Source organism: Streptomyces sp. NPDC127197 (assembly GCF_042672405.1).
Lineage (GTDB): Bacteria > Actinomycetota > Actinomycetes > Streptomycetales > Streptomycetaceae > Streptomyces > Streptomyces flavusporus.
Genome location: NZ_JBHXVG010000003.1, coordinates 25590 through 37706 on the forward strand (window position 1 = coordinate 25590; position 12117 = coordinate 37706).

13 protein-coding genes are annotated in these 12117 nt (G+C 71.0%); 11 read left to right on the forward strand and 2 right to left on the reverse strand.

Annotation, left to right across the window (positions count from 1 at the left end; genetic code table 11):
- Positions 1-348 precede the first annotated feature (348 nt).
- The 10 genes from ACFVJQ_RS05235 (at position 349) to der (ending at position 9464) form a co-directional block, all read left to right on the forward strand.
- Positions 349-1527, forward strand: a complete 1179-nt coding sequence (locus tag ACFVJQ_RS05235) for a ParA family protein (RefSeq protein WP_224738959.1) — start codon at positions 349-351, stop codon at positions 1525-1527.
- A complete protein-coding gene (locus ACFVJQ_RS05240) occupies positions 1512-2078 on the forward strand; it encodes a hypothetical protein (RefSeq protein ID WP_385781067.1) in 567 nt (188 codons plus the stop codon). Before ACFVJQ_RS05235 ends, ACFVJQ_RS05240 begins: the two co-directional genes overlap by 16 nt.
- An 18-nt stretch (positions 2079-2096) precedes the next feature.
- Entirely contained in the window at positions 2097-3140 is a 1044-nt protein-coding gene (locus ACFVJQ_RS05245) for a segregation and condensation protein A (RefSeq protein WP_385781070.1), read from the forward strand.
- Positions 3137-3793 (forward strand): SMC-Scp complex subunit ScpB, encoded by a 657-nt coding sequence (scpB, locus tag ACFVJQ_RS05250; RefSeq protein ID WP_385516787.1) that lies wholly within the window; start codon positions 3137-3139, stop codon positions 3791-3793. The genes ACFVJQ_RS05245 and scpB overlap by 4 nt, the downstream gene beginning before the upstream one ends.
- A complete protein-coding gene (locus ACFVJQ_RS05255) occupies positions 3793-4863 on the forward strand; it encodes a pseudouridine synthase (protein ID WP_224738955.1) in 1071 nt (356 codons plus the stop codon). The genes scpB and ACFVJQ_RS05255 overlap by 1 nt, the downstream gene beginning before the upstream one ends.
- 124 nt (positions 4864-4987) lie before the next feature.
- A complete protein-coding gene (gene aroH, locus ACFVJQ_RS05260; protein ID WP_385781073.1) occupies positions 4988-5350 on the forward strand; it encodes a chorismate mutase in 363 nt (120 codons plus the stop codon).
- The gene (locus ACFVJQ_RS05265) at positions 5347-6432 is read left to right on the forward strand and encodes a prephenate dehydrogenase (protein ID WP_385781076.1); all 1086 of its coding nucleotides are present in this window, start codon (positions 5347-5349) and stop codon (positions 6430-6432) included. The genes aroH and ACFVJQ_RS05265 overlap by 4 nt, the downstream gene beginning before the upstream one ends.
- A gap of 135 nt (positions 6433-6567) precedes the next feature.
- Complete coding sequence (gene cmk / locus ACFVJQ_RS05270) at positions 6568-7263, forward strand: (d)CMP kinase (RefSeq protein ID WP_385516792.1); 696 nt, start codon at positions 6568-6570, stop codon at positions 7261-7263.
- Positions 7221-7907, forward strand: a complete 687-nt coding sequence (locus ACFVJQ_RS05275; protein ID WP_385516793.1) for a lysophospholipid acyltransferase family protein — start codon at positions 7221-7223, stop codon at positions 7905-7907. Before cmk ends, ACFVJQ_RS05275 begins: the two co-directional genes overlap by 43 nt.
- Before the next feature lie 75 nt (positions 7908-7982).
- Complete coding sequence (gene der, locus ACFVJQ_RS05280; protein WP_385516794.1) at positions 7983-9464, forward strand: ribosome biogenesis GTPase Der; 1482 nt, start codon at positions 7983-7985, stop codon at positions 9462-9464.
- 56 nt (positions 9465-9520) lie between these two features.
- Here the strand turns inward: der and ACFVJQ_RS05285 are convergent, their stop codons facing one another.
- Together ACFVJQ_RS05285 and ACFVJQ_RS05290 are read right to left on the reverse strand one after the other, a co-directional pair.
- Positions 9521-9922 carry a hypothetical protein gene (locus tag ACFVJQ_RS05285; RefSeq protein ID WP_385516795.1) on the reverse strand — a complete coding sequence of 134 codons (402 nt, stop codon included), beginning with the start codon at positions 9920-9922 and terminating at the stop codon, positions 9521-9523.
- Positions 9923-10013: 91 nt separating this feature from the next.
- Positions 10014-10793 carry a hypothetical protein gene (locus ACFVJQ_RS05290; protein ID WP_385516796.1) on the reverse strand — a complete coding sequence of 260 codons (780 nt, stop codon included), beginning with the start codon at positions 10791-10793 and terminating at the stop codon, positions 10014-10016.
- A gap of 544 nt (positions 10794-11337) precedes the next feature.
- Between ACFVJQ_RS05290 and ACFVJQ_RS05295 the strand changes: the two genes are divergently transcribed.
- The gene (locus ACFVJQ_RS05295) at positions 11338-11988 is read left to right on the forward strand and encodes a transglycosylase family protein (protein ID WP_385781082.1); all 651 of its coding nucleotides are present in this window, start codon (positions 11338-11340) and stop codon (positions 11986-11988) included.
- Positions 11989-12117 lie beyond the last annotated feature (129 nt).

Consider the following 12117-nt stretch of genomic DNA (forward strand, 5'->3'; position numbering starts at 1 on the left):
TAAGTCACCTTTTCGTAAAGGCGATACGTCAACACAGCCAGTCAACCTCGCCCACCCGGCCGGACCTTGCCCGACAAGGTCCGGCCGGGTGTGTGTATGGTCACTTTGCGACTCTCGGTCAACTCGCCTCGAACGTAACCCTTGAACCGATTCGCACACCGGTGAAACCTACCGTGCGACGGCCGTACGCCCTTGACAGAGGGATGTTTCATTGCCGACACATCCGGCCGGGTCCGGCGGATTGTGTTGCTGCGAACCGCCGACACGCCATAGAGTCGCCAACCGTCGGCATGGTGCCACGCTGACCTGTCTAGAAGTTTCCTGGTCACCAAGGAGGTAAGACGACTTGTGAATGAGTCGACATTTTCTCCCGGGGGTGGTCAACCAGGAAGCCCTGCGCGGGGCCAGGCTCCCGCGGGGTTCGAGGCTGTCGGCTCCGTCGCGGTGCGCACCTTCGCAGCCCACCAGAGTCACCAGACCTCAGGAGTGACTCGCCCAGCACACCAGAGCATGGATGGCCATCACGTGAACGCCATGGCCGGCGACGGAAGTGGCGCGCCCCACAACCACTTCGCCGACTACGACGAACTGCCCGAAGGGCACTTCTACGACCCCGACGCCGAGTACGAGCCCGACCCCGAGTACGCGGCCACGCTCGCGCCCGACGCTGCCCGCCAGCGCCGTGAGCGCATCGGCCCGACCGGTCGCCCGCTGCCGTACTTCCCGATCCCGGGCCCGCTGACCGACCACGGTCCCGCGAAGATCATCGCGATGTGCAACCAGAAGGGCGGCGTCGGCAAGACGACGTCGACCATCAACCTGGGTGCCGCGCTCGCGGAGTACGGGCGCCGGGTGCTGCTCGTCGACTTCGACCCACAGGGCGCGCTGTCGGTCGGCCTCGGCGTGAATCCGATGGAACTCGACCTCACCGTCTACAACCTGCTCATGGAGCGGGGGATGGCGGCCGACGAGGTGCTGCTGAAGACGGCGGTCCCCAACATGGACCTGCTGCCCAGCAACATCGACCTGTCGGCGGCCGAGGTGCAGCTGGTCTCCGAGGTGGCCCGCGAATCGACGCTGCAGCGCGCCCTGAAGCCGCTGCTGCCCGACTACGACTACATCGTCATCGACTGTCAGCCCTCGCTCGGCCTGCTCACCGTGAACGCCCTGACGGCCGCTCACAAGGTGATCGTGCCCCTCGAGTGCGAGTTCTTCGCGCTGCGCGGTGTCGCGCTGCTCACCGAGACCATCGAGAAGGTCCAGGAGCGGCTCAACCCGGAGCTGGAGCTCGACGGGATCCTCGCCACGATGTACGACTCGCGCACGGTGCACAGCCGCGAGGTGCTCGCGCGGGTCGTCGAGGCGTTCGACGACCACGTCTACCACACGGTCATCGGGCGCACGGTCCGCTTCCCGGAGACCACGGTCGCCGGTGAGCCGATCACCACGTACGCCTCCAACTCCGTCGGTGCCGCCGCCTACCGCCAGCTCGCCAGGGAGGTGCTCGCCCGGTGTCACGCCGAGTGAGTCTGCCGGGGGCCGACGAACTGTTCCGTACGACAGGGGGAATGGCGCTCCAGGCATCCACTCCCCGGCGCCAGGCCAACGGCGAGGCCAGGGTGCCGCCGCCCGCGGGGGAGGGCGACGCGGCCGCCACGGTGGAGGACGCGCCGCAGTCGGTGCCCGCGCAGGGCGGTGACGGCGACGGGGCCGAGCATGTCGCGGCCGACGCGGAGCCGGCCGACGCGGGGGAGTCCCGCAGCCGGGCAGCGGCCTCGGAACGCTCCTCCCGGCGTCAGGCGGCGCAGGAGGGTTCTGCCGCGGCGACGCCCCGCAAGCGTGGACGGGCGGCCGCACGGCGGCCCAGCGGGCGTGAGCGGCACGACGAGAAGATCACGGTGTACGTGTCCGCCGAGGAGCTCATGGATCTGGAGCACGCGCGACTCGTGCTCCGGGGAGAGCACGGGCTGGCCGTCGACCGGGGACGGATCGTGCGGGAGGCGGTCGCCGTCGTGCTCGCGGATCTGGAGACCAGAGGGGACGCCAGCATCCTCGTACGACGGCTCCGTGGGCGGTAACGGTAGCCTGCGGGGGCTATGACCTCGAACGACGCCTCGGCCTCCGGCGGTGCAGCCGGTCGTCGGCGTGCTCTGGGGAGGGGGCCGGGCGCTCCGGCGGCGCCTGTCGAGGCTCCGGTTCCTGTGGAGGCGCCGCCCGAGCCGGTCGCTCCTGCGGAGCCGGAACCTGAGGTCGTCGCACCGGAACCTGAGTCTGAACCCAATGCGACGGAGTCCGAAGCGGCTCCCGCGGCGTCCGAAGAGGGCGATTCCGGGGTCTTCAAGGTGCGGCTCTCCAACTTCGAGGGCCCCTTCGACCTGCTGCTCCAGCTGATCTCCAAGCACAAGCTCGACGTCACCGAGGTCGCCCTGTCCAAGGTGACCGACGAGTTCATGGCGCACATCAGGGCGATGGGGCCGGACTGGGACCTGGACGAGACGACCGAGTTCCTCGTCGTCGCGGCCACCCTGCTCGACCTCAAGGCGGCCCGGCTGCTGCCGGCCGCCGAGGTGGAGGACGAGGCCGACCTGGCCCTCCTCGAAGCCCGGGACCTGCTGTTCGCGCGGCTGCTCCAGTACCGCGCGTACAAACAGATCGCCGACATCTTCAGCAACCGCCTCGACGAGGAGGCCCGGCGCTATCCCCGTACCGTCGGACTCGAACCCCACCACGCGGAGCTGCTGCCCGAGGTCGTCATCAGCATCGGTGCGGAGGGGTTCGCGAAGCTCGCGGTCAAGGCGATGCAGCCGAAGCCCAAGCCGCAGGTGTACGTCGATCACATCCACGCGCCGCTGGTGAGCGTGCAGGAACAGGCCGGGATCGTGGTCGCGCGGCTGAAGGAGCTGGGCGAGGCCAGCTTCCGCGCGCTGGTCGAGGACACGGACGACACACTGACCGTGGTGGCGCGCTTCCTGGCGCTGCTGGAGCTGTACCGGGAGAAGGCCGTGGCGCTGGAGCAGGAGACCGCGCTCGGCGAGCTGCTGGTGCGCTGGACCGGCGGGGAGGGGGACGCGGAGCCCATGGTGACCGACGAGTTCGACCGGCCGCCCGAGCAGCCGAAGGAGCAGGAGGAGAAGGCGTGAGCGAGGACACCACCGGGCTTCCGACGGGGCTGCGGGGCGTCGCCGACCTCGAACTGAAGCCCGCCCTGGAGGCCGTCCTCATGGTCGTGGACGAGCCCGCGACCGAGGAGCATCTCGCGAAGATCCTCCAGCGACCCCGGCGGCAGATCGGCGACGCGCTGCGTGAGCTGGCCGACGAGTACACCGTGCAGGGGCGCGGCTTCGAGCTGCGGCTCATCGCGGGCGGCTGGCGCTTCTACAGCCGGCCCGAGTACGCGGCGGCCGTCGAGGGCTTCGTCCTGGACGGCCAGCAGGCCCGGCTCACCCAGGCCGCGTTGGAGACGCTGGCGGTGGTCGCCTACCGCCAGCCGGTCAGCCGTAGCCGCGTGTCAGCCGTACGCGGAGTCAACTGCGACGGTGTGATGCGCACCCTCCTCCAGCGGGGTCTGATAGAGGAGGCGGGCACGGAACCCGAAACAGGTGCGATCCTGTACACGACGACGAACTACTTCCTGGAGCGGATGGGCCTGCGCGGCCTGGACGAGCTCCCGGAGCTCGCGCCCTTCCTCCCGGAGGCGGAGGCGATCGAGGCCGAGACGCAGGAAGGCGTGCCGTCGTTCGATCCGGACGCTCCGGATTCCGAGGACGCAGACGACAAGACGACGGAACTTTGATGCGAAGCAGCGGCAGCGGCAAGAGTGGCGGGACCGGCGGGCGCGGTAACTATCGCGGTGCCGGCAACAACAGGGACCAGAAGCAGGGGCAGGGCCGCCCCCGCAAGCCCCGCCCCGAGGAGCGCCGCTACGACGTGGGCCCGGGCGCCACCAAGGACGGCCCGAAGGCGGGGCGCGGCGGCGCGGCCCGCGGCGGCGCCAAGGGCGGACCCAAGAAGCCCCAGCAGGGCGGGCGTACGGCACCGGCGCGCTCGCGGGAGTACGAGACGCGGACCGAGGAGCGCAACCGGGAGCGGTACGCGGGCAAGAAGGACATCAAGCTGCCCAAGACCTTCCCGGGCGCCGAGCAGGAGGGCGAGCGGCTGCAGAAGGTGCTCGCGCGCGCGGGGTACGGCTCGCGGCGTGCCTGCGAGGAGCTGATCGAGCAGGCGCGGGTCGAGGTCAACGGCGAGATCGTCCTGGAGCAGGGCAAGCGGGTCGACCCGGAGAAGGACGAGGTCAAGGTCGACGGCCTGACCGTGGCGACGCAGTCGTACCAGTTCTTCTCGCTCAACAAGCCCGCCGGTGTCGTGTCGACGATGGAGGACCCCGAGGGCCGCCAGTGCCTCGGCGACTACGTCACCAACCGTGAGACGCGGCTCTTCCACGTCGGCCGGCTCGACACCGAGACCGAGGGCGTCATCCTGCTGACCAACCACGGTGAGCTGGCCCATCGCCTCACGCACCCCAAGTACGGCGTGAAGAAGACCTACCTCGCGCACATCGTCGGCCCGATCCCCCGTGACCTGGGCAAGCGCCTGAAGGACGGCATCCAGCTGGACGACGGGTACGCGCGCGCCGACCACTTCCGGGTCGTCGAACAGACCGGCAAGAACTACCTCGTCGAGGTCACCCTCCACGAGGGCCGCAAGCACATCGTCCGCCGCATGCTCGCGGAGGCCGGTTTCCCGGTCGACAAGCTGGTGCGCACGGCCTTCGGCCCGATCACGCTGGGCGACCAGAAGTCGGGCTGGCTGCGACGGCTGTCGAACACCGAGGTCGGGATGCTGATGAAGGAAGTCGACCTCTAGGTGTGCTGTCCGAACGGCGTGCGGCGCCCGCCGTCTCAGCGGGCGGGCGTCGCGTACCTGTCGGCGACGGGCTGACTACGCTGGACGGACGCAGAGCCGATACACACCAGCAAGGAGCATCGCCGTGGCGGTACGAGCGGTCCGGGGCGCCGTCCAACTCGAGCGGGACGAGGCCGGCCATATGGACGAGCAGGTCGGAGCCCTGCTCACCGCCGTCCTGGAGCGCAACGGGCTGAGCGTGGACGACCTGATCAGCATCTGGTTCACGGCCACACCCGACCTGCACAGCGACTTCCCGGCAGCCGCGGCGCGCAAGCTCGGCATTGTCGACGTCCCGCTGATCTGCGCCCAGGAACTGGACATCGCGGGCGCCATGCCGCGGGTCGTCCGCATCCTCGCGCACATCGAGTCCGACCGGTCCCGCGTCGAGATCAACCACGTCTACCTCGGCGCCGCGGCCGCCCTGCGCAAGGACATCGCGCAGTGAGGACCGCACTCGTCATCGGCACCGGGCTCATCGGCACCTCCGCAGCCCTGGCCCTGGTGCAGCGCGGCGTCATCGTGCACCTCGCCGACCACGACCCCGAGCAGGCCCGGACGGCGGCCGCGCTCGGCGCCGGCACGGACGAGGCGCCCGACGGTCCCGTCGACGTCGCGATCGTCGCCGCCCCGCCCGCCCATGTCGCCAAGGTGCTCGCGGACGCCATGCGGCGCGGGGTCGCCCGCGGCTACCTCGACGTGGCCAGTGTCAAGGGCGGCCCCCGCCGCGAGCTGGAGGCACTCGGCCTCGACCTGTCCTGCTACCTCGGCACGCACCCCATGTCCGGCCGAGAGAAGTCCGGTCCGCTGGCCGCGACCGGCGATCTCTTTGAGGGCCGCCCCTGGGTGCTCACCCCGACCCGGGACACCGACACCGAGGTGCTGAACCTCGCCCTGGAGCTGGTCTCGCACTGCCGGGCCGTCCCGGTCGTCATGGACGCCGACGCCCACGACCGCGCGGTGGCCCTTGTCTCCCACATGCCCCACCTGGTGTCCAGCATGGTCGCCGCGCGTCTGGAGAACGCCGAGGAGGCCGCCGTACGACTGTGCGGGCAGGGCATCCGGGACGTGACCCGGATCGCCGCCTCCGACCCCCGGATGTGGATCGACATCCTCTCCGCGAACCCCGGGCCGGTCGCCGACCTCCTCGCGGACGTCTCCGCCGACCTCGACGAGACGGTCCGCGCGCTGCGCGCCCTGCAGTCCTCCGACGAGACCAAGCGGCGCGAGGGCACCGCCGGCATCGAGGACGTCCTGCGACGCGGCAACGCGGGCCAGGTCCGCGTCCCCGGCAAGCACGGGTCCGCTCCGCGGGTGTACGAGGTCGTGGCCGTGCTGATCGACGACCAGCCGGGCCAGCTGGCCCGCATCTTCGCGGACGCGGGACGGGCGGGCGTCAACATCGAGGACGTACGCATCGAGCACGCGACCGGGCAGCAGGCGGGTCTGGTCCAGCTGATGGTGGAGCCCAAGGCGGCGCCCGTGCTGAGTGCCGCGCTGCGCGAGCGGGGCTGGGCGATCCGGCAGTAGGTGCCGGGGTGGGGTACCCCACCCCGGCGGGAGGTGCCGTGCGGCCGGACGAGTGACCCGAACCCAGTAACCTTGTGCGGGGCACGATCGCGCCCCGCACACTCACACCACACCGCACCAGGAAGGTGTCCCCCCGTGGAAAACGGCGCCGTTCGGACCGCCCAGCCCGTGATTGTCGCCATCGACGGCCCCTCCGGCACGGGCAAGTCGAGCACGTCGAAGGCCGTGGCGGCGCAGCTCGGCCTGAGCTACCTGGACACCGGCGCCCAGTACCGGGCGATCACCTGGTGGATGGTGACCAACGGCATCGACATCGACGACCCGTCCGCGATCGCCGCCGTGGCAGGCAAGCCGGACATCGTCTCCGGCACCGACCCGGCGGGCCCGACGATCACGGTGGACGGCGTCGACGTCGCCGGCCCGATCCGCACCCAGGAGGTCACCTCCAAGGTCAGCGCGGTGAGCGCGGTGCCCGAGGTGCGCGCCCGGATCACCGAGCTGCAGCGCTCCATCGCCTCCGCCGCCGAGAACGGCATCGTCGTCGAGGGTCGCGACATCGGTACGACCGTGCTGCCCGACGCCGACCTGAAGATCTTCCTCACCGCCTCCCCGGAGGCCCGTGCCGCCCGCCGCAGCGGCGAGCTGAAGGGCGTGGACATCCACACCACCCGCGAGGCCCTGATCAAGCGGGACGCCGCCGACTCCAGCCGCAAGACCTCGCCGCTCGCCAAGGCGGACGACGCGGTCGAGGTGGACACCACCGACCTCACGCTGCCGCAGGTCATCGAGTGCGTCGTCACCCTCGTCGAGGAGAAGCGGGCCGGGAAGTGAGCGAGGTGCCGTCGGCGCAGGGCGCCGAGGTCGGGCGGCGCATCGGCGTCGGCCTGATGTACGGGCTGTGGAAGCCGCGCGTGCTCGGAGCCTGGCGGGTGCCCGCGGCCGGTCCGGCGATCCTCGCCGTGAACCACTCCCACAACATCGACGGCCCGATGGTCATGGGCGTGGCGCCCCGGCCGACGCACTTCCTGGTCAAGAAGGAGGCGTTCGTCGGCCCGCTCGACCCGTTCCTGACCCGCATCGGCCAGCTGAAGGTCGACCGCGACACGACCGACCGGGCAGCGATCACGCGGGCCCTCGACGTGCTGTCCGCCGGCGGCGTCCTCGGCATCTTCCCGGAGGGCACCCGCGGCGAGGGCGACTTCGCCGCACTGCGCGCCGGCCTCGCGTACTTCGCGGTGCGCAGCGGCGCCCCGATCGTGCCGGTGGCCGTGCTGGGAAGTTCCGAGCGGCAGGGACGGTTGATAAAGGGGCTGCCTCCGCTGCGGCACCGCATCGACGTCGTCTTCGGCGAACCCTTCGAGGCGGGCGACGGCAGTGGACGGCGCACCCGCACGGCACTGGACGAGGCGACCGAGCGCATCCAGAAGCAGCTCACCGAGCACCTGGAAAACGCCAGGCGCCTTACCGGGCGCTGAGCGACACTGAGTAGTGGATCACCCGAAATCGGGTACTCCACCGATCACCACGATGAACGACGAGGTACGGACTTCATGAACGACCAGATCCAGCCCGACGGCTCGGACGCGTTCGAGCACGATCACGGGGCGCTCGGCGACGCCGAGTACGCGGAGTTCATGGAGCTCGCCGCGGAAGAGGGCTTCGACCTCGAGGAGGTCGAGGGTGCCATCGAGGCGGCCGGGCACGGACCGCTGCCCGTACTCGCCGTCGTCGGCCGTCCGAATGTCGGCAAGTCGACTCTGGTGAACCGCATCATCGGCCGCCGCGAGGCTGTCGTCGAGGACAAGCCGGGGGTCACCCGCGACCGCGTCACCTACGAGGCCGAGTGGGCGGGCCGCCGCTTCAAGGTCGTCGACACCGGCGGCTGGGAGCAGGACGTCTTCGGTATCGACGCCTCCGTGGCCGCGCAGGCCGAGTTCGCGATCGAGGCGGCCGACGCGGTCGTCTTCGTCGTCGACGCCAAGGTGGGCGCCACCGACACCGACGAGGCGGTCGTACGACTGCTGCGCAAGGCCGGCAAGCCCGTCGTGCTGTGCGCCAACAAGGTCGACGGCCCGAGCGGCGAGGCCGACGCGGCCTATCTGTGGTCCCTCGGCCTCGGCGAGCCGCACCCCGTCTCCGCGCTGCACGGCCGCGGCACCGGCGACATGCTGGACGCCGTCCTGGAGGCGCTGCCGGACGCGCCCCAGCAGACCTTCGGAACCGCCGTCGGCGGACCGCGCCGCGTCGCGCTGATCGGCCGCCCGAACGTCGGCAAGTCCTCGCTGCTGAACAAGGTGGCCGGCGAGGAGCGGGTCGTCGTCAACGAACTCGCCGGCACCACCCGCGACCCGGTCGACGAGCTGATCGAACTCGGCGGCAAGACCTGGAAGTTCGTCGACACGGCGGGTATCCGCAAGCGCGTCCACCTCCAGCAGGGCGCCGACTACTACGCCTCGCTGCGCACCGCGGCGGCCGTCGAGAAGGCCGAGGTGGCCGTCGTCCTGATCGATGCCGCCGAGTCGATCTCGGTGCAGGACCAGCGCATCATCTCCATGGCCGTCGAGGCGGGCCGCGCCCTCGTCGTCGCGTACAACAAGTGGGACACCCTCGACGAGGAGCGCCGCTACTACCTGGAGCGGGAGATCGAGACCGAGATGGGCCAGGTCGCGTGGGCGCCCCGGGTGAACGTCTCGGCGCAGACCGGACGGCACATGGAGAAGCTGGTCCCGGCGATCGAGACGGCCCTGGCCGGCTGGGAGACGCGCGTCCCGACGGGCCGGCTGAACGCCTTCCTCGGCGAACTGGTCGCCGCCCACCCGCACCCGGTCCGGGGCGGCAAGCAGCCGCGCATCCTGTTCGGCACCCAGGCCGGCACCAAGCCCCCGCGGTTCGTGCTCTTCGCCTCCGGGTTCATCGAGGCGGGCTACCGGCGCTTCATCGAGCGCCGGCTGCGCGAGGAGTTCGGCTTCGAGGGGACGCCGATCCATATCTCGGTGCGGGTGCGCGAGAAGCGCGGCGCGAAGAAGAAGTAGCGACACGGCACAAGACGTAGCAGGAGGGCGGCCCTTGTCGGGCCGCCCTCGTCGCTTCAGCTCCCTTTGCGGGGGCCGGGTGGCAGTGCCGCCGGGACGTGGTGCATCCCGGTGCCCTGCTGCCCGATCTGCCCGACCCGCTGCCAGGGCGACAGCTGCCCACTGCCGTGCCGGGCGCTCTGCGCGCCCGCGCTGTAGGCGCTGTACGAGCTGCTGAACGATCCCGCGCGGTGGCCCCCGAACGATCCCGAACCGTGCGGGATGCTCGCGAAGGCGGTGAACCCGAACTCGTCCTCGCCGCTGCGGTCACCCGGCAGCGAGCGGAAGGACTTGACGTACTCGGCATAGAGCGCGTCGTAGATCGGCGTGGCCGATGGGCCGCCCGAATGTTCCTGTGCCGGCCGCGTGGACCGGATCGACTGGAAGGACTGGCGGCGGGAAACGTCGTATGCGTGCACGTATGTCCAAACGACCCCGGCTCTGAAGAGATGCGGCCGAGCGAGACCGCAAGGGGCGCAGGACTGTTACACCCCCGACGATCTCGCTCGCTCACGTCCCCGCAAGCGGCAGCACACTCGCGACGAGCTTCCCGTTGGCCGCGGCCTTGTCCAGGGCGTCCCGCAGCAGATCCTCCCGGGGCTGACGCCCGATCGACCCCACCGGAGCCGCGAACATCAGCACCTGCTGGTGCTTGTTGGCGGCGGCCCGCCACCCCTCGGTCACCTGCAGCGGCTGATGCGCCTGCCACCAGGCCACCGGCTGACCGCCCGGGCTCGGCTGGAGCACCGCGTGCAGCTGCCCCATGGCGAGCAGCACGGACCAGCCGTGCAGCACCGGCGGCAGGGAGCTCAGCTCGGTCACCGGCATGAAGCCCTGCTCGATCAGCAGCGGCAGGAAGTCGTCACCGGAGGCGATGGAGCCCGGGCGCACGATGGGGCCGGTGGGTTCGACGACGAGGGCCGGGTGCAACTCCCCGGCGATGAGCACCAGTCCGCTGGTGACACCGAGCACGGCCTGCTCCGGCACCACCTGCTCCGGCTCCAGGTCGACCGTGTCGCCACTGATGGACCGCACGGCGCCCCGGAGCTGTTCCTCGGTGACCTGGACGACCTGCGAGGGCAGGCAGGTGGCGTGGGCGAAGGCGAGCACGGCGGTCTCGTCGCCGATGAACAGGACGGTGCTGGTCCGCTCGCGCTCGGAGTCCCCCGGGGTGCGGCAGGACGTGCAGTCGTAACTGCCGGGGGCGTTCTCTCCGGCGAGCAGCCGGTTGGCTTCTTCGTCGCCGATCTCGGCGCGTACCTCGTCGCTGACGTCGAGCATGCGCGGCACGGGTGGCTCCCTCGGGATGCGGTACGTGGCGAGGCCGGGTGGCTCCCGGCCCGTGGTCCGGGTGGTCCCGGGCTCATGAAGAAGACAACGGGGGATCTGTGGCGGGAGTCACGCTGACCGGCGAACGGAATCGAACCATCCACCGCACACGGTCACGACCGGCACGGAAGCGGACACTCAACGTCAAGTCGGGGAAGCGACAAGGAACTTGTAGCGGTGAAGTGGGTCACAGGCCGACGGAGTGACTGGTCGACAAATCAGGAAATCGGCGAATGAAATGGGTGGCCGAAAATTGACGATACCTCGGGTAACGGCGAACTGGCCTGGAGCGACAAGGAGTTGGTTGAGGTCGGCTGCTCAAGCTCCGTACATTCCTCGGCCGTGTGCAACGAGCACCGCTCGGGTACGTCCGCCGCCGCGCCGGCCGCATCAGGCCGGCGCACAGCACAGCCGTCGGCGGACGGGGCGGAGCGCGACGACCGCGGCCATGCGCGGGAAACGCGCCCCGTCTTGGGGGACCCCGGGTCCGTCGAGAGGGAATTACATGTCCGAATGTGCCGATACCACTCGCAACAACGTCCGTAAGACGCGTACGACGGCGGTCCTCGCCGGGGCGGCCCTGCTGGCCCCGCTCGGGCTGCTGGCCGGAACAGGCAACGCGGCGGCCGCGGACGGCGGAGTGTGGGACCGCATCGCCCAGTGCGAGAGCGGCGGCAACTGGCACATCAACACCGGCAACGGCTACTACGGCGGACTCCAGTTCTCCGCCGACACCTGGCGCGCGTACGGCGGCACGGCCTACGCGCCCACCGCCGACCAGGCCTCCAAGGAGCAGCAGATCGCCGTCGCCACCAAGGTTCAGCGCGCACAGGGCTGGGGCGCGTGGCCGACCTGCTCGGTGCGCGCCGGAGCGTCCGGCGGCGCTCCCGAGGCGCCCGCGACCGGCTCGGCCGGCGAGCAGTCCGACCAGTCCGACCAGTCCACCTCGTCGCAGCCGGCGAAGACGCCGGCGCGGGCGTCCAACCACACGGACCGCGGTGCGGCCCGCGGCGACTACACCGTCCGTCAGGGCGACACCCTGAGCGGTATCGCCGACCGGCACGGGACCACCTGGCAGCGGCTCTACGCCGCCAACAAGGCCGTCATCGGCGGTGATCCCGACGTGATCGTGCCCGGGCAGCGCCTCGCGCTCTGAGCCGCTCCCCTTGCCCGGAGCACGGGGCCCCGCCCCCGCGCCCCCCCCCGGGGGGGCCCCGGGGGCCCCGGGGGGGGGGGGCCCGCCCGCCCGGCGGGGGGGGGGAAAAAGCGGGGGGGGGGGGCGGCG